This is a genomic window from Blautia sp. HCP3S3_B11, assembly GCF_052064435.1.
Taxonomy (GTDB): Bacteria; Bacillota; Clostridia; order Lachnospirales; family Lachnospiraceae; genus Blautia_A.
In genome coordinates this window covers 86,405-112,081 of the sequence record NZ_JBQHVP010000013.1, presented here as the reverse complement: position 1 = coordinate 112,081, position 25,677 = coordinate 86,405, and the positions used below count along the sequence as shown (strand labels likewise).

The window sequence follows — 25,677 nt, the reverse complement described above, 5'->3', positions numbered from 1 at the left end:
TCCCCTTTTCTTATCTGAATAAACTGAATTTACCTTTCTGATTTTTGGAAATGCTCTTCATATTCTTGTTCATTTCTTCAAGAAGCGCTTCCTGGCGTTCACCTTGTTCCTCAAGCAGTTTTCGTACTTCTTCCATGGGTTCTTTCTGCACTGCTCCCTGACCTGTTCTTCCTTCAGAAAGATATATATTACTGTTTTCTTTCTGAACAGAAATATCAGCAAAGAGTCTGCGCACTTCTTCCATAGTCTGATATGTCATCTTCTGATAAGAAATAAACTCCTGCAATTTTGCGTCCAGTTCCTCAACCAGTTTCTGATTTGCCTTAAGCACATCTTCTCCTGCCTGATTTGCTGCAGAAATCTTTTCCATTCCCTGCGTTGCAGTCTCTACATATTTCTGCATAGTCTGATTGCAGGCAACCCAGAACTTGGCAGAAGATTTCTCTGCTTCTTTCAAGTAATCTGAAATATGCTGGTAATCCTGTTGCTGCTGTTTCTGGATTTCCTGATTATCCTGTGTGATTCTTGTCGCAGTTGACATATAACGTCCCTGAATCTTGCCAAGTTCATCCACGATTTCTTTCATAGATTCATTCTGTCTTGCATAAGATTCATTTAACTGCTCACTCATTGCCTGGTAGAGATTTGTCGTGTAATCCGTATTCTCTTTTTGCGCTTTTTTCAGCTGTACAAGTGCCTCATTAAAATCCTTGAACTGCAGTTTAAAAGAACTGTTCATCTCTCGCAGGAAAGAGCGGAGAATCTCCTGTACGACATCCTGCTGGCATTTCGTTACAGACTCTGTCAGAATCTCCAGAGATTCATTCATTTTCTCAAATGTAGGATTAATTGCCTTTTCAAAACTCTCCGCCATCTGTGAAGTAAGCTGTTCTGCCATCTGCTTCATAGCCTTTGTCTGAACCTTCTGACTTGCAAGCATAAGATTTCTTGACTCACTCTCAGCAGCAGGAAGAACATACATATGAAACTTTTCCAGAAATCCCTGCAGTTTCTCATCCATTCCCGCATAGACACTCTTCATTCCGGAACTATAAATCAGAGCAAATGCAATTCCATATATGGAAGTAAGGAACGCAACTTTGATACCATCTACAAGCGTAGAAACAGACGTAGTCATTGTCTCATAACTGGACGGTTCAAAGCTCTTCAGGCCCCAAACAAGACCGATAAATGTACCAAGGATACCGAGACTGGTAAAGATATCCGGTGCCATTTCCAGAATTTTTTTATGTACATGAAGGTCTATTTCATCTTCGTTTATATATTCTTCAATTCCTCCGACACCTTCCTGATTCTTATCCATAGAATCGATAAAATTATCCATTCTCTCATCCAGATATCTGTGATCAAAAATTCCTTTCAGGCATGACAGATCTTCGCTTTTTGCTTTTCCAGGCACTTTAAAAACACTGGTAAGTTCTTGCGTCCCTCTTAAAAATGCCTGTGCAATACCATCCACTCGGAATATTCCACCGAATAATCCCGCCAGATAAATAACTGCCATAATGGCAAGAAATGCGAAGTTGTAAGCCATCGTGCTAACTGAACCCCTGCCCGTCAGCAGAGTCATCGCAATACACCCACCAAGTACCGCCAGAAAAAGCACGGTATTCATAATTTTTTTGCCCATAATACACCTCCTGTGGTTATTTGCATATTTTGCGTAAAATTACAGACAATCTTCTTTTTCGTTTATCATATCACAATGTCATATCTGTCACAAGTGAAAAAGCTGTATTCTTTTACCATAAATAATAGCAGCGGGAAACCTGTGCCATAAACAGATTTCCCGCCAGAATGTTTCGTCATATTTACTTGTTTATCTCGGAATAAACCTTATCTTCTTCCAGAAGACGTACCTTGCCATCCTTCACTTCAACAAGATTAATGCTGCAGTTTGGCGGTACACATCCATGCCAGAAATTTTCATGATCCTGATAAATATTCTGAAGCAGTGCACGTACTGCACATCCATGAGAAGAAACAAGGACAGTCTTATCTGTCAGTGCAGGATCTGTTATCTTCTCCTGCCAGAACTCTCTCGTTCGTTTCAGAATATCGGAAATATTTTCTCCGTTCTCCGGGCGCTTAAATTTCAGCGGATCCGTAAAAAAGATTTCCATTTCATGACTGATGATCTTTCCCTGTGCATCCTTGAACTGTGTTCCTTCAAGAACTCCAAAATCAATTTCCTGGATTCTCTTATCCTCGATAATCGGAACCTTTTTATCTCCCAGCACATACTGCGCTGTCTGTTTCGCTCTTGTCAACGGACTGGTAAAACAGATATCAAAATGAATATCTTTCAACGCCTCACCAGTCTTTTTGGCAAGTTCGATTCCCTCCGGTGCCAGGGGAATATCTACTGCCCCCTGCACCTTCTTCAGTTTATTCCACTGGGTTATCCCATGTCTTAACACATAAAGCAGCATTAGCTTCTCAACTCGATTCCAAGATCTGTCAGACCATTTAAGATTTTCTTCATTGCCGCTGTGATCTCGCTCTCCTCCAGAGTCTTGTCATGATGACGGAATACCAGAGAATAAGCCATAGACTTGAATCCCTCTTTAATCTGATTTCCTTCATAAATATCGAATAACTGATAGCTTTCCAGAATTTTTCCGCCTCTCTGTGTAAGAACATGCTCAATCTGTCCTGCAAGCACAGTTTTCGGAACAACCATACTTAAGTCACGTGTTACTGCCGGATATTTGGCAATTCCTGTGTATTTATGATTGAAGCTTGCAAACTCAAGAACTGTAAGGATATCGATAACTGCCACATAAGTTTTCTCACCGATTCCGTAAGTGTCAGCTACCAGAGGATGAACTTCTCCAAGATATCCGACAACTTTTCCGTCATAGATCATGTTTGCCTGTCTTCCCGGATGGAGATAAGTCTTACCACTGTTTGGATCATAATCTACCTTATCTCTCATTCCGACTTTCTCAAAGAACTCTTCACAAACGCCCTTCATATCAAAGAAATCACCATTTCCATACATACCAAGAGTAAAATGCATACGTTCATCCGGAAGTTCTGTAAGCGGAAGAGACTTCGGACGATATACGTTACCAAGCTCATAGAGACGGACATCTTTATTTCTTCTGTTATAATTTGTAGCAAGAGAACTGAGCATACCGTTCAAAGTAGTTGTTCTCATAACACTGTAATCTTCTCCCAGAGGGTTGCTGATAACAATTCCCTGACGAAGTTCGCTGTCAGCCGGAAGTCTTAATTTGTCAAATACCTTCGGGCTTTCGAAAGAATAACTCATTCCTTCAGAGAATCCACAATATTCAGCAATATCACGTGCTACAGATTCAATACGAAGCTTGAATGGAAGTTTACCTGTTGTAGCTTCACCTGTAGGAAGTGTAGTCGGAATCTTATCATATCCGAAGAATCTTGCAACCTCTTCTGCCACGTCAGCTACATAATGAATATCCTGACGGAAAGTAGGTGCAACGATTTCATTTGTTTTCTCGTCATAAGTAAGTTCTACTTTTGCAAGATATCCAAGCATTTCTTCCGATGTCAGATTTGTTCCAAGAAGTGCGTTAATCCTCTCTGGTTTAAATGGAACTCTGGATGGCTCTCTTACTTCATTACAGACATCTACCATTCCACCTACAACTTCTCCTGCACCAAGTTCTTCCATCAGCTGGCATGCTCTGTCAATAGCAGCCTGTGCATTATTTGGATCAAGACCTTTCTCAAATTTACCGGAAGCATCTGTTCTCAGTCCGATTCTCTTAGATGAAAGTCGGATATTTGTTCCATCAAAGCACGCTGCTTCAAAAAGAACTGTTTTTACATTGTCTGTGATCATAGAATTTTCGCCACCCATGATACCGGCAATGCCGACAGCCTTCTCACCGTCACAGATCATCAGCACCTGGTCGTCCATAGTACGTTCCTGACCGTCAAGAGTTACGAATTTCTCATCATTCTTTGCGCGGCGCACAACGATTTCTTTTCCTGCAATAGTATCCAGATCATATGCATGCATTGGCTGTCCAAACTCTTCCATTACATAGTTTGTGATATCAACCAGATTGTTGATTGGACGGATTCCGTTAGAGGCAAGACATCTCTGCATCCATTTTGGTGAAGGTCCGATCTTAACATTCTTTACAACTCTTGCGCAGTAACGTGGGCAAAGCTGAGGATCTTCTACTGTAACTTTTACATAATCAGAAGCTTTCTCATCATTTCCTTTACACTCTACTACAGGAGGACAGAACTTCTTGTCAAAAGTAGCTGCTGCTTCTCTTGCAATTCCAAGCACACCGTAGCAGTCTACACGGTTAGATGTAATTTCGTATTCAAATACAACATCATTCAGTCCCAGAGTTTTAATGGCGCTCTCACCTACAACAGCATCTTCAGGGAAAATATAGATTCCGTATTCCGGTGCTTCCGGATACATTTCTCTTGTGCTTCCAAGTTCTTCGATAGAGCACATCATACCACAGGATTCGATTCCGCGGAGTTTGCCTTTCTTAATCTCGATTCCACCCGGAGTTTTCTTTCCATCATGTCCGCCAGCTACACGTCCACCGTCAAGAACAACCGGAACTTTATCTCCTTCTTTTACATTCGGAGCACCGGTAACGATCTGTACAGACTCTGTTCCAATATTTACCTGGCAGATGATCAGTTTATCTGCATCCGGATGCTTCTCGATCTTGTCGATCTGTCCGATCACGATTTTGTCCAGATCTGCATCCAGTTTCTCGAAGCCTTCCACTTTTGTCCCTGTCAGTGTCATGGCATCCGTATATTCCTGTGCTGTCACATCAAGATCCGGCACATACATTTTAATCCAAGATAATGAAGTATTCATTTTGCTAATCCTCTTCTTATATTTATTGAATAATAAACTATTATAAATTAGAACTGTTTCAGGAAACGAATGTCGTTTTCGTAGAGCAGTCTCATGTCATCAATCTCGTATTTCAGAAGTGCGATACGCTCCAGACCTACACCGAATGCAAATCCACTATATTCTTCCGGATCAATTCCACACATACTTAATACGTTTGGATGAACCATACCACAGCCAAGGATTTCAATCCAGCCGGAGCCTTTACAGAAACGGCATCCCGTACCACCGCACTTGAAGCAGGAAACGTCAACCTCTGCGCTTGGCTCTGTAAATGGGAAATGATGTGGCCTGAATTTTGTTTTTGTTTCAGGTCCGAATAATTCCTGTGCAAACTCCTGCAGAGTTCCCTTAAGATCTGCAAAAGTAATATTTTTATCAATAACAAGACCTTCAATCTGATGGAAAGACGGAGAATGTGTTGCATCTACTTCATCAGAACGGAATACACGTCCCGGAGCGATCATACGGATCGGCAGTTTGCCTTTTTCCATTGTACGCGCCTGAACCGGTGATGTCTGAGAACGAAGAAGGATAGAATCATTGATAAAGAAAGTATCCTGCTCGTCACGTGCCGGATGATTTTCCGGAATATTCAGCTTCGTAAAGTTATAATCTGCATACTCTACTTCCGGTCCTTCTACAACTTCATAACCCATACCGATAAAGATACGCTCTACTTCTTCCAAAGCGATAGTGTTCGGATGACGATGCCCGATCTTTGCTTTCTTTGCAGGTAAAGTAACGTCGATGACTTCCTGTTTCATCTTCTCTTCACGAACTGCTTCTTCCAGTTTCTGCTTGGATTCATCAAGTAATGCCTCGATTTTACTTCTTGTTTCATTTACAAGCTGTCCAACCTTCGGACGTTCTTCCGGAGCAACATCCTTCATGCTTTTTAAGATTGCTGTCAGCTCACCTTTTTTACCAAGGTACGCTACACGTACTTCATTCAGTTTATCCAGGCCTTCAGATTCATCGATCCGTTTTCTGGCTGCTTCAGCCAGTTCCTGAAGTCTTTCTTTCATATCCATGTCTTTTCTTTCTCCTTTATCTTATAATAAGCAAGGTTTATCCGAAGAATTTACGTTCATCCAGCATATCTCTTCACAAATATTATGCTGCTCAGAACACAAGAAAAAATCCTGCTTGCAGGCTTCTCCGCCGCAGTGAAATCCTGCCCGGACGGCTTTTTATTATCGAAGGAACATTACGTAGCAATTTCCTACGATATAAAAAAACTCCGTCCCTCGTAAAGGGACGGAGTAAAATATCCGCGGTACCACCCTGCTTCCTGTATCTTCTACAGGCTCTCGGTCTGCTTAACGCGCAGTGACGTCATTTCCTACTGTTACTTCAGAAATGCAGCTCCGGTGGGAAATTCAGGAAATATCTGAACCTGAGGCAGCTTCCAGCCGATGACTTCCTCTCTCTGATGGAAAATAATTCCCTATAGACACCTTCTATGCTTTTCATGATTATCAACATTTATAATCATGCCACAGACTCAAAAATATGTCAAGTATCATTTTCTTTTTTCTTCTCCGGCTCAGGCAATGGCTCCAGAGGTGCCTGCGCAGACAATCCCGGCTGTCTGCGTTCTTTTCCATGAATGATCAGTCCTCTCACCGATCTGTGCGCAAGCCTGAACTCTTTTTCAAAATATGCATTGATCTCTGCACCATACAAAAGCAGATTCATGCAGACATACAACCATACCATAACCATGATAATCGTCGCAAGATTCCCATACATGTTGCTGAATCCTGGAAAAATTTCAAAATAAAAAGAAAAACCATATGAAAAAACTGACCACGCAATCGCTATAAGAAACGCCCCCGGTATCTGACTCTTAAATGTTGCCTTTCTATTTGGAAGAACTTTATACAGCATAAGAAATACCACAAACAACACACCAAATACCAGCATTGCTCTTGCGCCTAATATCCGTGCGATGATCCTTCCAAGAAAAGGTACATATCTTGAAACTGCTGCCTGAATTTCATTTCCAAGTACCAACATAAGCAACGATATAATCAATGCAATCACCAGTGATAATGTATAAAATACTGCATAGATTCTGGTAAGAAGCCAGTTACGGGTTTCTTTTACATGATAGATCGTATTCAGACCATTTATGATTGACTGTAATCCCTTTCCTGCAGACCATAGTGCAACGAATGCCGAAAGAGGGACAATTGCCGTACTTCTTCTATATACATCCACCACGATTCCAAGCACAAAACTCTGCAGATTCTCCGGAATAAATGCAATGATCGCATCCCTGACCACATTATATGTCAACGGTGTATATCGTACAAGTGTAGTCAAAAACAGAATACACGGGATAAAAGACATTATCAGGAAATATGCTGCCTGAGTCGCATATGCCCCGACATGATCTCCGGATACGCGATCCATAAATCCAATCAGCAGACCTATAACTGACTGCTTTTCCTTTTTCCTCTCCATAATTTTCTCCATTCTGTTATTCTAATAATGGAATATCCTTGTCCAATATCATATCATGAAACAGCTGTTATGACAAATACAAAAAACTCGCTAAAGAAATCCCCACCAAATTTCCCATAAAAAAATCTGGTCTCACCCACACATAAATATATGAGAGAAACCAGATCAATATGTAACTTATTTTTTGATATAAAAACGGTAACTTGTCATAGAGTCATACTGCTCTCCTGCATTAAGCACAGGGGAATGGAAATCTTCCACATTAATTGCATTCGGTTCTACCTGTGTTTCCAGGCAGAAAGCATCTCGTTTATTGTATACATGACCATTCTTGCCATTCTCATTCTTCACAAAATTAGCAGCATAGAACTGTACACATGGACAATCAGAAGTAACATCCATAGCAATTCCGCTCTTATCACTGTATGCTGTGGCAATCAGTCTTCTGTTTCCCTTTGCATAATTGTCTGTTACATAGTTATGATCATATCCACCGGTAAATTTAAGCTGTTCAAAATCAGCTTCAATATCCTGTCCAATCTTTTTGGCAGTTCTGAAATCCATAGGAGTTCCGGCAACTTCCTCGTAAACACCTGTTGGTATAGAATGACTATCTGCTACAGGTGTATAATATTTCGCATGAATCGTAAGATACTGTTCCATGGCAGTTCCGCTTCCTTCACCATTTAAGTTGAAGTAGGAGTGATTTGTCATATTTGCAATAGTCGGTTCATCACAAACTCCCTGGTAATGAATCTTTAGTTCGTTTTCTTCTGTAAACTCATATTTTACAGATACATCAAATTCTCCCGGATATCCATTCTCCCCATCCGGGCTGATGCGATTGAATACAATGCTGTTCTTATCCTGGGAAATCTCTGCCACATTCCAGATTTTCTTCTCAAATCCATTCGGACCACTGTGAAGATTATTGTCATTCTCATTCTGGGCAAGAACTATCTCTTTACCGTTAATAGAGAATTTCGCTCCTCCGATACGGTTTCCACTTCTTCCGATCGTTGCACCAAAAAAGCATCCGTTCACTTCATAAGATGCCAGATCATCATATCCAAGTACAACATCTGTCATGGCACCATTTTTATCCGGCACAGACACTTTAACCAGAAGTGCTCCAAAGTTGCTTACCTCTGCATATGCCCCGGAATTATTCTCCAGATGAAAAATCTTCGCTGTTTCCCCAGTCTGTAATACACCAAATTTTCTTTCAGAAACACTCATCGTTTCTAACCTCCCATGTGCAAAATTACAATAATAAAAAAGAGCCTGTCCATGGCTCATTTTTTACAGTTCCCGAAATGCCGTTCCCTTCCCATTGACGCCTAGCCGTAGCTAGGTGGGTATCCTCAACAGGCTTTCTGTCTTCCGCTGCATAATGACGGCCTGACATCCGGTATGCGATGTTGGATTCCCGTTAAAGTCGATGTAGGTTCAAAAAAAGAAGGGGTCTCGCACATTTCAGGATATTCACAGTTCTTAACTGTTTTTTATTATACTCTAGTATATACTCTTTTTCAACATAAAATGCGCAATTTAATTAATTTTTTTGTTTGATTCCAAGAATCTCTTTTACTGCCTGTGGCATATCCGGAGCATCTACAATTCTGTCATGAAGTACCGGTGCTGTACGGATAGTCTCAACTGCCTGCGGAAGTTTTACTCCGGAAAGGCTGCTCAGCTCATCAGCTAATGCAAAATCATCTTTGCCATCTACGCTTACTCCAAGAGCTTCCATTACGCTTCTTGTAAATTTATATGGGCTTGCAGTGGATGCAATAACTGTCGGTGTGGTATCTTTTGTATCTGCTGTATATTTATCATATACGCCTGCTGCAACTGCAGTATGAGTATCAATTACATAATGGCTTTCTTTAAAAATTTTTGCAATTGTCTGTGCTGTCTCTTTTTCTGTACAGTAGTTGCCATAGAAATCTGTTAATTGCGCTTTCATATCCTCTGTGATTGTATACTCGCCGCCCGCAGTAAGAGACTGCATTAATTCAGCACATTTCTTTGCATCGCCACCTGCAATACGATAAATCAGACGTTCCAGGTTACTGGAAATCAGAATATCCATAGAAGGGGAAGTTGTGAGAATGAAATCACGTTTTCTGTCATATGTTCCGGTGCAGAAGAAATCATACAGAACTTTATTATCATTGGATGCACAGATTAATTTGTGAACCGGAAGTCCCATCTGTTTTGCATAATAAGCAGCCAGAATATTTCCAAAGTTTCCTGTAGGTACTACTACATTGATTTCCTGTCCGTCTTTAATCTTTCCCTGACGCACAAGTGACGCATATGCATATACATAATAAACAATCTGAGGTACAAGACGTCCGATATTAATGGAGTTTGCAGATGAGAACTGATATCCTGCAGCATCAAGTTCTGCCTCAAGTTCCTTATCATTGAACATCTTCTTTACAGCTGTCTGCGCATCGTCGAAGTTTCCGGTGATTCCTACAACATAAGTATTGTTGCCTTTCTGAGTCACCATCTGTTTCTCCTGAATCGGGCTTACACCATGTTTCGGATAGAATACAATAATCTTAGTTCCCGGAACATCAGCAAAACCTGCCATAGCCGCTTTACCTGTATCTCCTGAAGTAGCTGTAAGAATGACAATCTCGTTCTTTACCTGATTCTTCTTTGCAGCTGTAGTCATAAGATGCGGAAGAATCGATAACGCCATATCCTTAAATGCGATCGTTGCACCATGATACAGTTCAAGGAAATAAGCTCCGTCTGCTTCATGAAGAGGTGCAATCTCTTTTGTATCAAATTTGTCATCATAGGCATTGTTGATGCAGTTCTTTAATTCTTCTTCTGTAAAATCGGTGAGAAAACGTTTCATCACCTCATATGCTGTCTCCTGATAGCTCATCTTTGCCAGTTTATCCATCGGAACATCCAGCTTCGGAATCTCTGTTGGCACAAATAAGCCGCCATCCTCAGACAGCCCTTTTAAAATAGCCATAGAAGCTGTTACGGTTTCTTCTTTTCCTCTTGTGCTTTTGTATAATACCTGCATGATATTTCCTGCCTTTCCAAAGTATTCATTTTGCCAATTGAACACATTATAGCATATGCTTTAACAAAATACCATCCTAAATTATTTTTCTTTTGCTTCTTCTTTTTGTCATTGATTACCAGAGCATGGTTGAAAAAGAGGTACAGATTTTCCATAGTATGGTTATCTGCACCTCTTTTACTTACTACATACACTCATATCTCCAGAATACATCATCTAAGATTCCTTTGAATTCTCATCTGTGTCTGGATATGTATAGAATTCATGTACACCATATTTAAATAATCGTTTCAAATCTTTTTCAAACCATGAAACATTATGTTTCTCAGCCTCAGATTTCTGGATAAAAAACAGAGCTCCCTCTGAATAATCAACTCCCTCAAGAGCTTGTCTGACAGCCTCCTTTGTTTCATCGGTAACTGTCACTTCATATATACGACCGTCATACGTTGGTGAAAACTGTGGAACTCCATTGGTACACTGCCAGACCACTTCGGTAACTGTATCCGGAAATTCATCATTTTTTGTACGATTCATGATTACATTAGCCACCAGAACACGTCCCTTGATATCTTCTGTTCCAGCCTCTGCTTCTACAATATGCAGTAAAGTATCATAATCTTCATCAGACATCATTTGAGCTTTCTCAGAAAGTGCCATTGTCTTCGCATCAAGATCATTTATCTTATTTTCCATTGATGAACTGACATCAAATTCTGCAACATTATCTTCTATCACTTTGATTCTCTGACCAACCATGACCTGCTCACAGGAGGTTCCAATACGAGTTACTGATTTCTTATGAAAAGTTGTACCCTTCATTCCCGACACTACACCGGCAATCCCTGTAGGTACTATATCATTTCCAGCGGAATGTGAAGAAAAAGTTTCCTGTTCATTCTCCGAAGCAGCATATACTTTATTTTTCCCATTATAGTCTGCCACTCTGCCGCCTGCCGCAAATGCAACCGCCACACATGTACAAACTGCAACCAATGCCAGACTACGCACCGATTCACCTGATTGTTTCTTTTTTTCTTCTTTACCGGGGTGGCTTAAACTTTTTTGAACTTTCATACTTTTCATTCCTTGCGCTTTTTAATTATAAGTTTTATTTTTGTAACATTTCTGTAATTTATAAGAAAATTATATTTAATATAATTAATTTTGTCAAGCTTTTTTTACATTTTTGTAACATTTGTGCTGCGCATGGTTATTGTTCATTGGTAATATCCCGCGACGTGTTTTTTTGTGAGCGAAGGCCACAGAAAACCCGAGACATACCGCGCGAATTTATGCCTCAGGCATAAATTCTGTGCATCGCGTAGCGTGTTACTGGGCACGGAGTGAACAGTAACTGTGCATGTGTTACTGTTCATGTATCCTGACCTTATCAAAAGCTACAACCATAGTCAATCGGATATTCGCAATCCGCTCTCGCTACTTGCTCATAACCAAATAACTGCTTCGCAGTTTATCAGAAGGGGCTTGTACCCCTTCTGATACAAGCAAGTCCCCACTCACTGCTTATTGCTCTTTGCAATTGAAGCATGGGACTTACTTGATTTGGTTAAAATTTCCATATCTATTTTAAGTATAAAAGTCACTTTATTCCCCGTCAATAAAATCTATACGTAATAATTCGTTATTATTCACTCCGGTTACTGTTCACTCCGTTCTCAGTAATGCAACCAAAATTCATTTCAAATTGCCTACTTTTCCACGCAAAGCAAAAACATAGGTGTCGGGTTATAAAACTCATCTTTCTTCGTGTAAATTCTTTCACTGATACCTGTATCAATCGAAAATTTCTTTACCCCAAGTTTTCCTAATATTTCCACATCCCAGGCAGGTCGGATATAAGAACTAATTGGGAGCTGCCGTTTGATTTCCTCGCATTCATTCATCATTGCATCCCCAACTGTGAAATGCGCATGATTAGAAGGAAGATCCGTTGTATCAGTAAAGTTATCAGCTCCATAATTGGCATCCGCATTAATCAATACACCGCCTGTTTTCAGCACACGAATCCACTCTTTGTAAGCCCGTGCGGCATCTGGCAGCGTCCAGGTAAGATTTCTGGTTACGATCACATCAAAGCTTTCGTCTGTGAAATCTGGCTTTTCTGCATCCATCACCTTAAATGTACAGGAAGCGCCTTCCTCTTTGGCCAGTTCCCTGGAATGAGTGATCATGTCCGGAGTCAGATCAATTCCTGTAACTTCATGTCCAAGTTTCGATAAAAGAATACTAAAAAACCCTGCTCCACATCCCACATCAAGAATTTTCAACTTCCTTTTCGGAAGAAAAGTACAGATTTCTTTCATCCACTTATCCGCCATATCACTGTGAAGTTCGGCTCTCCTCTGTTCCATAAAGCTGTCACTTCTTTTCGTCCAGTAATTCGTAATCTTTTCTTTTCTCTCATCTTTCCTGGAACTGAATTTACCATAAGCGATCATCGGTCCGTCTTTTAATACCTGAAGACTGGCAACCTGATAAAGAATCACGCCATTTAAATCTGAATAACTTTTTTCCAGAACATTCCCTTCATAGTCACGTGTACATCCAAGAAATTCTCCTGCCTTAATAAGGTCTCCTGGTTTCTTTTCCGGATACCACAGACCAAACACGCTTGCAGACTGATAGCGCATCTCATCAATCTCCATCGGATAATACGTACTATAGCTTCTGAGTTCGTCATAAATTCCAAGACAGCAAAGAATATTATGAACATCCTTTCTTGTAGAATAAACCTCTTCCTGCGTCCATCCTCCCATCTGCCCTCTCTCAATCAGTACACTCGGAATTCCGCAGGACGCCGCATAATTATAAGAACCTCCCGAAGCTACATCAGATTTTACCATATACGGTACATCTGCCTGTTCAGCCATCTTCTTTGACATAGCAACAACATCCGCATCTCCCTTTCCGGCATAATAAATATACGGTGTCAGCTCTTCATAATCATCACCACTGTGAATATCTATATAAAAATCCGCTTCGCTCTGCAATGTCTGCACAACCGCATAAGCCAGACGTTCCATCCTGGTTCCATTCGGATTCCCCGGAAAAACACGATTCAGGTTCTTTTTATCTTCCTTGCAAATACTGCCGCCACGTTCTTCAAATTCTCTTCGACAGACAGTTTTTACAATAATCACGCTGCCATTGATTTTTTCAGGCTCCAGGCTCTCTGCAAGTTCTATAGCAGCCTGAATTCCCACATGCTCCCCTGCATGAACCGCTGCCGTAATCAAAACCGTTTTCCCCGGATTACTTCCACAGATCACAGTATAAGGAAGAGCAAACTCCCCTCCTCCAAGCTTCAGAAAACCATTTTTCTTAGTTCCTGGTGCAGTCATAAGAGAACTCTCCACATAATTCTGCGCATCATCCTCTCCCGGCTTCAACTCTTTACTATTCCAGTTATTTCCCGCTTCTTTTACAGCACTAACCATAAACATCGGCGTAGAATGATAATTCAGCTTCTCCTCCTGACTCCACACTCTGTCCCAGATTCCTGTATCAACTGCCACACTCGAAAACCCATTCTCCTTCAGAAACTTCCTGTCCCAGGATGGTCTGTTAATCGCAGAAAGCGGCATCTGTAATGCAATCTTCTCCATACGTTCAATATCCGTACAAAGATAATGATCATCCAGATTCTCACTCTCTACACTCCGCCTATCCTCCTCATAAGACTGACGCTTCTCATCATCATAAAGATAGCCATACCAGTTCGCATCAAAATTAATCAACTTTCCCCCCGGCTTCAGAACACGGCACCACTCCCTATAAGCCCTCTCTGGCTCCTTCAGATTCCAGGTCAGATTCCTGCTGATTACCACATCAAACACATCATCCTCAAACTCCAGATTCTGCGCATCCATCTTATAAAAAGTAATATTATCGCAAAGCTCCCTTGCATTCTTCTTCGCAGTATCCAGCATCTCCTGCGTATAATCCACCGCAGTAACCCTATACCCCGCTCCAGCCAGAATAACAGGAAAAAAACCCGGTCCGGTACCAATGTCCAGAATCTTCAGCTCCTCCTTCGCCTTCTTCGGAAACTGACTCTCAAGAACCTCAAGCCACGCCCCCTTTTGCATCCCATTCAATTCCTTATGATTCACCTCAGAATACCCCTCAGCGCGGGTAGTCCAATAACTCTCAATCTCCGACAATAAATCCTTCAATTATGCCTTCCTCCGCTTTCTATTACAACTTCAATTCTACACAATAATATTATCTTACAAATTACCAACAGCTTTCCCGCCTTCATCTGCACCATACAATACAATTATGAATTCATCATGACCTGAATTATAACAAACCCCACTTTCCACAGCAAGCCCATAGGGGGGATACAAATCTATTCAATTTTGCCAATCAACAGCTTGCCAGAAAAAAGCTGCTATACAGGCCTCTCACCCATATAACAGCTTATCATCTTTTTCAAGTTATTCGGTTAAATTGCCCCAAGAATCTCCCTGGCATTATCAACCCTCTCCTGCGTCGGCGGATTAACCCCCTCCAACGGATAAGGAATCCCAAGATTCTCCCATTTAAACTTCCCAAGTGTATGATACGGCAACACCTCCACACGCTCCACATTAGAAAGCGTATGAATAAAATCAGCCAGCCGATGAAGATATTCATCCCTGTCACTGCCGTCCGGCACAAGCACATGTCTGATCCAGACAGGCTTCTTCATATCTGAAAGCTCACGCGCCATCTCAAGAATATTCTTATTTGAATGCCCTGTAAGTTTAATATGCTCCGCCTCATCAATCTGCTTGATATCCAGAAGCACAAGATCTGTATATTTCATAAGCTCAAGCCACTTGGAATGCCACGGTTCTTTATCTGTAAAAGGATTCGCACTGGTATCAAGAGTTGTATTTATCCCCATCGCCTTCGCCTTTTTAAACAATTCTGTCAAAAAATCAATCTGCAGCAATGGTTCTCCACCACTTACAGTGATACCACCCTTATTTCCCCAGTAACCCTTATATCTCAATGCCTTGTTTAGAAGTTCATCTGCCGTATACTCCTGTCCCTGATTCAGCTTCCAGGTATCCGGATTATGACAGAACTGGCATCTCATAGCACAGCCACTTAAGAAAATCACATATCTTACTCCGGGTCCATCTACGGACCCGAAGCTTTCCAGGGAATGAACATAACCTTTCATCTGCTTATTATCCATTCTGATTACATTCTGTCGTGGCAAGTTCTTGCGATAACATCCAGCTGCTGTTCTCTTGTAAGGTCAATGAACTTAACAGCATATCCGGATACACGGATTGTAAAGTTTGCATATTCTTCTTTTTCCGGATGTTCCATAGCATCGATCAGTTTCTCTTTGCCAAATACGTTTACATTGAGGTGATGAGCACCCTGATCAAAGTATCCGTCCAGTACATGAACAAGGTTCTCTGTACGTTCTTCATTACTATGTCCCAGTGCATCCGGATTGATTGTCTGTGTATTGGAGATTCCGTCAAGCGCATCCTCATAGTCAAGTTTTGCAACAGAGTTTAAGGAAGCAAGAAGTCCGTTCTGCTCTGCACCGTAAGATGGGTTTGCACCAGGTGCAAGAGGTTCTCCCATCTTTCTTCCATCCGGAAGAGAACCTGTAGCTTTACCATATACTACGTTAGAAGTAATAGTAAGGATAGATGTGGTTGGTTTGGAATCACGATAAGTATGAATATGTTTCAGTTTTTCAAGGAATGTGGAAAGCAGTGTTGTTGCGATCTCATCTGCTCTGTCATCATCGTTACCATAACGTGGGAAATCGCCTTCAACTTCAAAGTCTGTAGTAATTCCATCCTCATCACGGATAGCTTTTACTTTCGCATATTTGATAGCAGAAAGAGAGTCAACTACATGAGAGAAACCTGCGATACCAGTTGCAAAAGAACGATCAACTTTTGTATCGATCAGAGCCATCTCTGCTGCTTCATAGTAATATTTGTCGTGCATATAATGGATCATGTTCAGAGTACCTACATAGAGGTGAGCCAGCCAGTCCATCATCTTGTCATATTTTGCAACTACTTCGTCATAGTCAAGATATTCAGAAGTGATTGGTGTGTATTCCGGTCCTACCTGCTGTTTTGTTTTCTCATCAACACCACCGTTGATAGCGTAAAGAAGGCATTTTGCAAGGTTTGCACGAGCACCAAAGAACTGAATCTCTTTACCTGTCTCTGTAGCAGATACACAGCAACAGATGCTGTAGTCATCGCCCCATACCGGACGCATAACATCATCGTTTTCATACTGGATAGAACTTGTTGTAACAGAAATATTTGCAGCATATTTCTTAAAGTTCTCAGGCAGTCTTGAAGAATAAAGTACTGTAAGGTTTGGTTCCGGAGCCGGTCCCATATCTTCCAGTGTATGAAGGAAACGGTAGTCACTCTTCGTTACCATATGACGTCCGTCAATTCCCATACCTGCTACTTCCAAAGTTGCCCATACCGGATCACCGGAGAATAACTGGTTATATGAAGGAATACGTGCAAATTTTACCATACGGAATTTCATTACCATGTGGTCAACGAGCTCCTGAGCTTCAGACTCTGTAAGAATACCATTTTGAAGATCTCTTTCAATATAGATATCAAGGAATGTGGAAATACGTCCAACACTCATTGCAGCACCGTTCTGTGTCTTGATAGCGGCCAGATATCCAAAATACAACCACTGGAATGCTTCTCTTGCATCTTTAGCCGGCTGGGAAATATCATAACCGTATGCCTGAGCCATTGCTTTCATGCCTTTCAGTGCACGGATCTGATCTGCGATTTCCTCACGAAGCTGGAAGTCGTAACGTCTCATACCCTGGCGGTCACTTGCTGCGAAGTCTTTCTGTTTTCCATCGATCAGAGCATCGATACCATACAGAGCTACACGTCTGTAGTCACCTACAATACGTCCACGGCCATATGTGTCCGGAAGACCTGTAAGGATCTTGTTATGACGGGCCATTTTCATTTCTGGTGTGTAGATATCAAATACACCCTGGTTATGAGTCTTAAATTCATAGTTGTTGAAAATATTTTTAATTTTATCACTTACTTCGTATCCATAGGTTTCACATGCCTGCTCTGCCATTTTGATACCACCGTATGGCATAAATGCACGTTTGAGAGGTTTGTCGGTCTGAAGTCCTACAACCTTTTCCAGATTCTTGAGGTCTTCATCAATATATCCAGGGCCATAAGCAGTCAGAGAGGTTACAACTTCTGTCTCCATGTCCAGAACTCCGCCGTTTGCACGCTCTGCTTTCTGCAGTTCCTGAAGTTTACCCCAAAGTTTGTTTGTTGCCTCAGTAGGTCCTTCCAGGAAGGAATCGTCCCCATCATATGGTGTGTAGTTCAGCTTAATAAAGTTACGAACGTCGATTTTCTCTTTCCAACGGTTCCCTTTAAAGCCATTCCACTGTTCAAAATCTTTCATTCTTTTACCTCTTTCTCTAAAATATTTCCGCGCATTTCTCACTAGCCTGATGCGAGATAATAAAATGTAATTTATACTTTTTTAGGACACTTTTCTGTCCACGGTGTTAGTATACGTAAACACAGGCATTATGTCAATTGGTTTTGCTTATGATTTTAATTAAATACAATCTTTCTCATTTTTATTCAGGATTTCCCATTTGAATGTACTTTATCCTGTACTTAAAGGATTTTTGGTTACTGTTCAGACACCACTATCCCGCGAGGTGTTTTGGCATGAATATGCCAAAATCCCGAGACATACAAGACAAAATTCCATTGCCGCAGGCAATCTGGAATGAATTTTGGCTACGTTACTGAGAACGGAGTGAACAGTAACGATTTTTGTACATATAAAAATACAAAAAGATACTTGGCAGGATATCCATCACACATCCTGCCAAGTATCTGATAATTTTTATCTTATGTCAATCTGGATTTTGAATTTCTTTCTAAAATAAGAATACAAAATTATTACTCACTTCACATTCAATGAGCTACTAATATAATCAATTTCGTTTACTTCTTTCATTTTAAAGTAACGATTATCGATTATTTATTGCTGTTACAAGAGCATCGATAGAGGCTCTGATGATATCCGGATCTACTCCTGCTCCCCACGCAAGAGTTCCGTCTGGTTTTTTAATACCTACATAAGCGATAGCTTTGGAACTTGAGCTGCGTTCCAGAGCATGCTCCTGATAAGTCTCCAGTGTATATTTCAGCTCATATGCTTTCTTTAATGCGTTGCTGACTGCATCAAGACGTCCGTTACCTGTAGCCTCTGTTGTAATCGTCTTTCCCTGGAAACTGGAAGTAACCTGTGTCACAATACCGCCGTCTTTCTGCTGGAAATGGACTTCATTGATACTGTATGGTTCCACAATATTTTCAAATGTCTGTTTAAACAGGCTGAAGATCTCATCCGGATGAAGTTCTTTATGTTTATGATCAGATACTGCTTTTGTTGCATATCCCATTGCTTCGCGCATTTTCGGCGGAAGATTCAGGCCGAATTTTGTCTCAAGGATATATCCGACACCGCCCTTACCGGATTGACTGTTAATACGGATTACATCCGCGTCATAGTTTCTGCCAACATCTTTCGGATCAATTGGAAGATACGGTACATTCCAGTGATCCGGATCTTTGGCATCTCTCCAGTGCATACCTTTGGCAATCGCATCCTGATGTGAACCGGAGAATGCAGCAAATACAAGGGCACCACTGTATGGACTTCTTTCACTGACTTTCATTCCTGTGCATTCTTCGTATACCTCACAGATATGTGGCATATCGGAGAAGTCAAGTTTCGGATCTACTCCCTGGGAATACATATTCATGCCAAGTGTGACGATATCCACATTACCGGTACGTTCACCATTTCCGAATAAAGTACCCTCTATTCTGTCCGCACCTGCAAGTAAGCCCATCTCAGAATCTGCAACACCACAGCCTCTGTCGTTATGCGGATGAAGAGATACGATTACATTTTCACGGTATTTCAGGTTCTCACACATATACTCTACCTGACTTGCGTATACATGTGGCATGGAATGCTGTACAGTTACAGGCAGGTTGATGATACATTTGTTGTCAGCTGTCGGCTGCCATACATCAAGAACTGCATTACAAACTTCCAGTGCATATTCCGGCTCTGTACCTGTAAAACTCTCAGGGCTGTATTCAAACTGGAAATTTCCTTCTGTTTCATCAGCAAGCTTCTTTAATAATGCAGCTCCATCTACTGCAATCTTTAAGATTTCTTCTTTGGATTTCTTAAATACCTGCTCTCTCTGTGCAACAGATGTGGAATTATATACATGTACGATTGCTTTCGGAGCGCCCTTAACAGCTTCAAAAGTCTTACGGATAATATGCTCTCTTGCCTGAGTAAGAACCTGGATAGTTACATCCTGCGGAATCAGATTCTGTTCAATTAAAGTACGCAGAAATTCATATTCTGTCTCAGAAGCAGCAGGGAAACCTACTTCGATTTCTTTGAAACCAATTTTAACAAGAAGTTTGAAAAATTCAATTTTCTGCTCCAGGCTCATCGGGATTACAAGTGCCTGGTTTCCATCACGAAGGTCTACAGAACACCAGATTGGTGCTTTGTCTACATATTCTTTTTCTGCCCATTTCATGCATTTAACAGGCGGCATAAAATACTGTCTCTGATACTTGCTTGGATTCATCATTTTTCTCTTCCTCCATTATGTAAATATTATGTTTTTCCTGTGGGCTGAAATCTTACCGTTTTGATCATTGAATATAAATCCTCTGCCTGTTTTTATTGAAGCGGACTGAAACGGACGATTTATCTGATCCGGCTAAAATTGACATAAAAAAAATCTCTCATCCCCACAGACTTATCTGCAAGAGACGAAAGATACTATTATCTTACGCGGTACCACTCTTATTTTATGAACTACGTCATACACTCATGGGATACGGAACGAGTCATCGTCCTTATATCCTCTCCATATAACGGTGGACACCGTCTGCACCTACTCTCAGAAGGTTTCAGGCAGCTGCTCAAAGGCGAGTTCCACAATTTCCTTCCACTGCTTCTCAGCTCCCAGCAGTTCTCTGTGCTCTGGTCCATGTGTACTATTCCTCATCCGTGCATTTCTCTTATATTTTTAATAAAACCTCTGAAGATGATATTAACATAAAGCCGAAGCACTCGTCAAGAAAAACTTCTGCATTACTTTATATTATTATCATCAGTCGGGGCAACAGGATTTGAACCTGCGACCTCACGGCCCCCAGCCGTGCGCGCTACCAAGCTACGCCATACCCCGCAACGGATATAAGTATAACAAATCCATCCTCTGATTTCAACTATTTTCTGTAAAATTACTTAAAATTAACCAGAAAGAAATCTTATATATGTTCTCTGTAACATAAGGCTTCTTCCTGGTTTATCATATGTATTCTAAGTTCCTCTACGCTGTCATAACCACTTTTTAAAGATTATCTACGCGCATTTCCAAACTGGCAACTTTCTCACTGGTTTCTTTATTTTCTTTCCTATAGCGAAGTTCATCAATATGTGCATCAAAGAGGGCAGATATCTTTCTGTCAATTTCATTTTCCAGTTTAAGTTCGATCTTTTTCACACTTCCCTGCAATTCTTTAATATCTGACTTCATATTTATGATATCAGCTTTCATATTCGCAATATCAGTTTTCATATTCGCGATATCGGTTTTCATATTCGCGATATCGGTTTTCATATTCGCGATATCGGTTTTCATACCTGCCATATCATTCTTCATATCAGACATATCACTTTGCAAACCAATAATGCTTCCCTGAATAGAAAAAAGAATACTTCTCAATTCTGTATCTTCCATTTACTCTCCCTCCTTTCATGTTTTAGTACATTTCGTTCTCTTTTATATGAATTCATTGTACCATCGAAAGGAATAAAAGTCCATGTCGAAATTATAAGATTTTTATAAAATATATTTCTACAGTTTATGTATAAACAATCCACTCCGGAGCTTCGGTTCGAACCATGTGGATTTTGGCGGCATTAATTTGCTCTCATCAGCAATCTTCATCAGATCTTCCATGGAAGTCGGATACATAACAAAGGCCACGCCACCGGTTTTGTCTGCCATCCGGGCAAGTTCTGCTGCCTTATGATTTCCCCCTACAAAAGAAATCCTCTGGTCTGTACGTGGGTCTTCGATTCCGAGAATCGGACTGAGAACTTTTTCCTGAAGGATAGATACATCAAGCTGTCCTGCCACATCTTTTTTCTCATAAACATCCGGCCATGCTTTCAGATGATACCACTGTCCATCTACATACATTCCCATACAATGCTTTTCTACAGGTTTACATGGAAATCCAGGCATCAGCATCAGTTCAAAATTAAATTTCAGCGCCCCCAGAAACGCTTTTACAGTCAGACCATTCAAGTCTCTGACAACCCTGTTATATGGAAGAATACAAAGCTGATCATACGGAAATACAACGGATAAGAAATAATTGAATTCTTCTTCACCTGTGTAATCTGGATTCTGTTCTCTTCTCTTTAAACCTACTTTTACCGCAGAAGCCGCACGATGATGTCCATCAGCAATATAAAGAGAATCAATTCCTTCAAATTCTTCACGTATTTCACCAATAATCTCTTGATTATCAATCACCCACACTCTATGCGTGATCTGATCATCCTCCGTAAAATCATATGCTGCTTCATGATTTTCTTTCCAGTCATTCATCAGCTTAAGAAGCGATTCCGGGTATCTGCATGCAAGAAAAATAGGGCCTGTGTTAGCATTGCAGGAATCCACGTGGTGAATTCTGTCCTGTTCCTTATCTTCCTTAGTCAGCTCATGTTTCTTGACTGCACCATTCATATAATCATCAATAGAGCTGCATCCTACAATGCCTGTCTGCGTCCTGCCCTTTCTTACAAGTTCATATATGTAGTAGCAAGGCTTTTCATCCTGGAGAAAAATTCCTGCTTTTTCCATGTCAATGAGATTTTCTCTTGCTTTCTCATAAACCCGTTCATCATATAGGTCAATCTCCGGTTCCAGATCCATTTCCGGTCTGTCTACATGAAGAAAAGATAATGGGTTCTTATCTCCGATTGCCTTTGCTTCTTCTCTGTTTACTACATCATATGGAAGTGCAGCTACATCTGCTGCCTTTTCCTGCACAGGGCGTAATGCCCTGAATGACTGAAGTACTGCCATGATATTCACTCCTCTCTTGTATCCTTGCCTCATTTCTGCTATTTTATTATTTTCTTTTTCTGCTAAAAAAGAAAATAATAAAACTTATTCCGTCTTAAAATCAAACAAATTCTCACAATTGAAACAAGGGACTTATTTGATTTGATTACCATTAAATGAGACACAAACTATTTATAATTTTATCATATTTTTCAATTTATATCAATGCGTATATTAAAGTACCTAACTTTTTTTTGAAAAACCTAAAAATTTTTGTATTTTCTATTGCAAAAATTTTTTTATATGGTATGATAGAGTCAGAAATTAAGGAAACCAATTGATAATTTTAAGGGAGGTCATTTTATGACAGAAGGATTAAAATGGACTGTAAATGAGGTTCCGAAATCAGATGATAAACATCTGGAACTGATGTCCGAAGAAAACGTAAAGAAAGCAAATGAGTTTCACAAGAGTTTCCCACAGTATAGTGTGACACCTCTTCAGAACCTTTCATCCCTTGCTAAATATTTAGGAGTAAAGAATATTTTCTGTAAGGATGAATCCTACCGCTTTGGCTTAAACGCTTTCAAAGTACTGGGAGGTTCCTATGCAATGGGACGTTATATCGCAAAAGAAGTTGGCCGCGATATCAGCGAACTGCCATACAATGTTCTCTCTTCTGATAAATTAAGAGAAGAATTTGGACAGGCAACTTTCTTTACCGCCACAGACGGTAACCATGGACGTGGAGTTGCATGGGCTGCGAAACGTCTCGGCCAGAAAGCAGTTATAAGAATGCCAAAAGGCACAACAAAAACACGTTTCGATAATATTGCCAAAGAAGGTGCCACTGTTACAATTGAAAAAGTAAACTATGATGACTGTGTAAGAATGGCTGCAGCAGAAGCTGCCAAGACAGAACATGGTATCATCGTTCAGGATACTGCCTGGGACGGATACGAAGAAATTCCTTCATGGATCATGCAGGGCTATGGCACATTGGTTCTTGAAGCAGACCAGCAGTTAAAAGAAATGGGAATTGACCGTCCGACTCACGTATTTGTTCAGGCCGGTGTTGGTTCTCTGGCAGGTGCTGTAGTTGGTTATTTCGCCCATAAATACAAAGATAACCCGCCGATCATGACTGTCTGTGAGGCAAGTGCCGCTGACTGTCTGTATCGTTCTGCGGTTGCCAAAACAGGTAATCTGGTAAATGTTACCGGAGATCTTCAGACTATCATGGCCGGACTTGCATGCGGTGAGGGAAACACTATTGGATGGGATATTCTTAAGAATCATGTAGATGTATTTGCTTCCTGTCCTGACTGGATGAGCGCAAAAGCAACACGTATCTATGCTAATCCACTTGGAGATGACCCACACGTTGTTTCCGGCGAATCCGGTTCTGTTCCACTTGGTCTTTGCTATACTGCTCTTCATGACGAAGACGCAAAGGATTTAAAGGAAGCTCTGAAGCTGGATGAAAACTCCGTAATACTGGTTCTTTCCACAGAGGGTGATACTGACCCTGTTCGTTACCGCGAGATCGTATGGGATGGATTATACGGAACAAATGAATCATTAAGTGAATAATCACAGCGATTTCTGGTTTTATAAAAAGTATCGCACAAGAGCATTACATACTTTGCAACCAAATAACTTGATCATATAAATATTGGGAGGACACAAAAATGGATTACACAAAAATCAACGAAGCTGCAATGGGTTATAAAGATGATATGACCCGATTCCTTCGCGACCTGGTTCGCATTCCTGGTGAAAGCTGTGGAGAAAAAGGACACATCATGAGAATCAAAGAAGAAATGGAGAAAGTCGGATTTGATAAAGTTCAGATCGACCCTATGGGAAATATCCTCGGATATATGGGAACAGGTAAAACTCTGATCGGCTTTGATGCTCATATTGATACTGTAGGCATCGGTAACATCAAGAACTGGGAATTTGATCCATATGAAGGTTTCGAAACCGATGAGGAGATCGGAGGACGTGGAACATCTGACCAGATGGGCGGTATCGTTTCTGCAGTATATGGCGCAAAAATCATGAAAGACCTTGGTCTTTTAAATGATAAATATCAGGTACTGGTAACAGGTACTGTACAGGAAGAAGACTGTGATGGACTTTGCTGGCAGTATATCATTCATGAAGATGGTGTTCGTCCTGAATTCGTTGTTTCCACAGAGCCGACAGATGGCGGTATCTACAGAGGACAGCGTGGACGTATGGAAATCCGCGTAGATGTAAAGGGCGTTTCCTGTCATGGTTCTGCTCCTGAGCGTGGTGACAATGCTATTTACAAAATGGCTGACATTCTCCAGGATATTCGTGCATTAAATGAAAATGATGCAGCTGATACTACCGAAATCAAAGGTCTTGTTAAAATGCTTGATGAGAAATACAACCCTGAATGGGAAGAAGCTCGTTTCCTTGGACGTGGTACCGTTACAACTTCCGAAATCTTCTTCACATCCCCAAGCCGTTGCGCAGTAGCAGACTCCTGCTCTGTATCTCTTGACCGTCGTATGACAGCCGGAGAAACATGGGAAAGCTGTCTGGATGAGATTCGTGCTCTTCCATCTGTAAAGAAATACGGTGATGACGTAACTGTATCCATGTATGAGTACAATCGTCCATCCTATACAGAACTTGTATACCCGATTGAATGCTACTTCCCGACATGGGTAATTCCGAAAGATCACAAAGTAACACAGGCTCTGGAAGAAGCTTATAATGGACTGTACGGCGAAGAACGTCTTGGCAATGCAGAAACTGAGGGTATGAGAAAAGCTCGTCCACTCACAGACAAATGGACATTCTCTACTAACGGTGTAACAATTATGGGACGTAACAACATTCCTTGTATTGGATTTGGACCTGGTGCAGAGGCACAGGCACATGCTCCAAATGAAAAAACATGGAAGATCGACCTTGTAAGATGTGCTGCTGTATATGCTGCTCTTCCAACTGCATATTGCAAATAATCATTCCTATCTCAAAGTTTAGACAACG

General features: G+C 41.0%; 16 protein-coding genes, 1 tRNA gene, 1 other RNA gene and 2 other annotated features. Of the genes, 2 read left to right on the top strand and 16 right to left on the bottom strand.

Annotation, left to right across the window (positions count from 1 at the left end; all coding sequences use genetic code 11):
- Window positions 1-10: 10 nt before the first annotated feature.
- The 16 genes from ACTNC0_RS11815 to ACTNC0_RS11740 form a co-directional block, all read right to left on the bottom strand.
- Complete coding sequence (locus tag ACTNC0_RS11815; protein ID WP_441087531.1) at window positions 11-1,651, bottom strand: MotA/TolQ/ExbB proton channel family protein; 1,641 nt, start codon at window positions 1,649-1,651, stop codon at window positions 11-13.
- Window positions 1,652-1,832: 181 nt separating this feature from the next.
- Complete coding sequence (locus ACTNC0_RS11810) at window positions 1,833-2,453, bottom strand: histidine phosphatase family protein (RefSeq protein ID WP_441087530.1); 621 nt, start codon at window positions 2,451-2,453, stop codon at window positions 1,833-1,835.
- The gene (gene pheT / locus ACTNC0_RS11805) at window positions 2,453-4,870 is read right to left on the bottom strand and encodes a phenylalanine--tRNA ligase subunit beta (protein ID WP_441087529.1); all 2,418 of its coding nucleotides are present in this window, start codon (window positions 4,868-4,870) and stop codon (window positions 2,453-2,455) included. Before pheT ends, ACTNC0_RS11810 begins: the two co-directional genes overlap by 1 nt.
- 47 nt (window positions 4,871-4,917) lie before the next feature.
- On the bottom strand, window positions 4,918-5,937 hold the full coding sequence (gene pheS / locus ACTNC0_RS11800; RefSeq protein WP_441087548.1) for a phenylalanine--tRNA ligase subunit alpha: 1,020 nt from the start codon (window positions 5,935-5,937) through the stop codon (window positions 4,918-4,920).
- A 225-nt stretch (window positions 5,938-6,162) separates the two neighbouring features.
- Window positions 6,163-6,384, bottom strand: a binding site (T-box leader).
- A 43-nt stretch (window positions 6,385-6,427) separates the two neighbouring features.
- Window positions 6,428-7,381 carry a YihY/virulence factor BrkB family protein gene (locus ACTNC0_RS11795; RefSeq protein ID WP_441087528.1) on the bottom strand — a complete coding sequence of 318 codons (954 nt, stop codon included), beginning with the start codon at window positions 7,379-7,381 and terminating at the stop codon, window positions 6,428-6,430.
- Between the two features lie 177 nt (window positions 7,382-7,558).
- A complete protein-coding gene (locus tag ACTNC0_RS11790) occupies window positions 7,559-8,620 on the bottom strand; it encodes an aldose epimerase family protein (protein WP_441087527.1) in 1,062 nt (353 codons plus the stop codon).
- Window positions 8,621-8,685: 65 nt separating this feature from the next.
- Window positions 8,686-8,867: non-coding RNA, 6S RNA (gene ssrS, locus ACTNC0_RS11785), on the bottom strand.
- 69 nt (window positions 8,868-8,936) lie between these two features.
- On the bottom strand, window positions 8,937-10,436 hold the full coding sequence (gene thrC / locus ACTNC0_RS11780; RefSeq protein WP_441087526.1) for a threonine synthase: 1,500 nt from the start codon (window positions 10,434-10,436) through the stop codon (window positions 8,937-8,939).
- 216 nt (window positions 10,437-10,652) lie between these two features.
- Window positions 10,653-11,513, bottom strand: a complete 861-nt coding sequence (locus ACTNC0_RS11775; protein WP_441087525.1) for a cell wall hydrolase — start codon at window positions 11,511-11,513, stop codon at window positions 10,653-10,655.
- A 635-nt stretch (window positions 11,514-12,148) separates the two neighbouring features.
- Window positions 12,149-14,635, bottom strand: a complete 2,487-nt coding sequence (locus ACTNC0_RS11770) for a methyltransferase domain-containing protein (protein WP_441087523.1) — start codon at window positions 14,633-14,635, stop codon at window positions 12,149-12,151.
- Window positions 14,636-14,907: 272 nt separating this feature from the next.
- Window positions 14,908-15,648 carry a pyruvate formate-lyase-activating protein gene (pflA, locus tag ACTNC0_RS11765; protein ID WP_441087522.1) on the bottom strand — a complete coding sequence of 247 codons (741 nt, stop codon included), beginning with the start codon at window positions 15,646-15,648 and terminating at the stop codon, window positions 14,908-14,910.
- A 5-nt stretch (window positions 15,649-15,653) separates the two neighbouring features.
- A complete protein-coding gene (gene pflB / locus ACTNC0_RS11760) occupies window positions 15,654-17,909 on the bottom strand; it encodes a formate C-acetyltransferase (RefSeq protein WP_441087521.1) in 2,256 nt (751 codons plus the stop codon).
- Between the two features lie 583 nt (window positions 17,910-18,492).
- The gene (locus tag ACTNC0_RS11755; RefSeq protein WP_441087520.1) at window positions 18,493-20,148 is read right to left on the bottom strand and encodes a 2-isopropylmalate synthase; all 1,656 of its coding nucleotides are present in this window, start codon (window positions 20,146-20,148) and stop codon (window positions 18,493-18,495) included.
- A gap of 177 nt (window positions 20,149-20,325) precedes the next feature.
- Window positions 20,326-20,583 (bottom strand) — a binding site (T-box leader).
- A 97-nt stretch (window positions 20,584-20,680) separates the two neighbouring features.
- Window positions 20,681-20,754 (bottom strand) — tRNA-Pro (locus tag ACTNC0_RS11750).
- A 165-nt stretch (window positions 20,755-20,919) separates the two neighbouring features.
- Window positions 20,920-21,309: a hypothetical protein gene (locus ACTNC0_RS11745; protein WP_441087519.1), complete on the bottom strand. Its 390-nt coding sequence runs from the start codon at window positions 21,307-21,309 to the stop codon at window positions 20,920-20,922.
- A gap of 117 nt (window positions 21,310-21,426) precedes the next feature.
- Window positions 21,427-22,668, bottom strand: a complete 1,242-nt coding sequence (locus ACTNC0_RS11740; RefSeq protein WP_441087518.1) for a DUF1015 domain-containing protein — start codon at window positions 22,666-22,668, stop codon at window positions 21,427-21,429.
- A 342-nt stretch (window positions 22,669-23,010) separates the two neighbouring features.
- On the opposite strand from ACTNC0_RS11740, the gene dpaL reads away from it, so the two are divergent.
- Together dpaL and ACTNC0_RS11730 are read left to right on the top strand one after the other, a co-directional pair.
- The gene (gene dpaL / locus ACTNC0_RS11735; protein ID WP_441087517.1) at window positions 23,011-24,240 is read left to right on the top strand and encodes a diaminopropionate ammonia-lyase; all 1,230 of its coding nucleotides are present in this window, start codon (window positions 23,011-23,013) and stop codon (window positions 24,238-24,240) included.
- Window positions 24,241-24,338: 98 nt separating this feature from the next.
- Window positions 24,339-25,649: a YgeY family selenium metabolism-linked hydrolase gene (locus tag ACTNC0_RS11730; RefSeq protein ID WP_441087516.1), complete on the top strand. Its 1,311-nt coding sequence runs from the start codon at window positions 24,339-24,341 to the stop codon at window positions 25,647-25,649.
- Window positions 25,650-25,677: the final 28 nt, after the last annotated feature.

Excerpts from the sequence above, each read along its gene's own strand:
- pheT (WP_441087529.1), bottom strand. The coding sequence starts at position 4,870 with ATGAATACTTCATTATCTTGGATTAAAATGTATGTGCCGGATCTTGAT.
- ACTNC0_RS11745 (WP_441087519.1), bottom strand. The coding sequence starts at position 21,309 with ATGGAAGATACAGAATTGAGAAGTATTCTTTTTTCTATTCAGGGAAGC.
- ACTNC0_RS11790 (WP_441087527.1), bottom strand. The coding sequence starts at position 8,620 with ATGAGTGTTTCTGAAAGAAAATTTGGTGTATTACAGACTGGGGAAACA.
- ACTNC0_RS11815 (WP_441087531.1), bottom strand. The coding sequence starts at position 1,651 with ATGGGCAAAAAAATTATGAATACCGTGCTTTTTCTGGCGGTACTTGGT.
- ACTNC0_RS11755 (WP_441087520.1), bottom strand. The coding sequence starts at position 20,148 with ATGATGAATCCAAGCAAGTATCAGAGACAGTATTTTATGCCGCCTGTT.
- ACTNC0_RS11740 (WP_441087518.1), bottom strand. The coding sequence starts at position 22,668 with ATGGCAGTACTTCAGTCATTCAGGGCATTACGCCCTGTGCAGGAAAAG.
- thrC (WP_441087526.1), bottom strand. The coding sequence starts at position 10,436 with ATGCAGGTATTATACAAAAGCACAAGAGGAAAAGAAGAAACCGTAACA.
- dpaL (WP_441087517.1), top strand. The coding sequence starts at position 23,011 with ATGACAGAAGGATTAAAATGGACTGTAAATGAGGTTCCGAAATCAGAT.
- pflA (WP_441087522.1), bottom strand. The coding sequence starts at position 15,648 with ATGGATAATAAGCAGATGAAAGGTTATGTTCATTCCCTGGAAAGCTTC.
- ACTNC0_RS11730 (WP_441087516.1), top strand. The coding sequence starts at position 24,339 with ATGGATTACACAAAAATCAACGAAGCTGCAATGGGTTATAAAGATGAT.
- ACTNC0_RS11795 (WP_441087528.1), bottom strand. The coding sequence starts at position 7,381 with ATGGAGAGGAAAAAGGAAAAGCAGTCAGTTATAGGTCTGCTGATTGGA.
- ACTNC0_RS11810 (WP_441087530.1), bottom strand. The coding sequence starts at position 2,453 with ATGCTGCTTTATGTGTTAAGACATGGGATAACCCAGTGGAATAAACTG.
- pheS (WP_441087548.1), bottom strand. The coding sequence starts at position 5,937 with ATGAAAGAAAGACTTCAGGAACTGGCTGAAGCAGCCAGAAAACGGATC.
- ACTNC0_RS11775 (WP_441087525.1), bottom strand. The coding sequence starts at position 11,513 with ATGAAAGTTCAAAAAAGTTTAAGCCACCCCGGTAAAGAAGAAAAAAAG.
- pflB (WP_441087521.1), bottom strand. The coding sequence starts at position 17,909 with ATGAAAGATTTTGAACAGTGGAATGGCTTTAAAGGGAACCGTTGGAAA.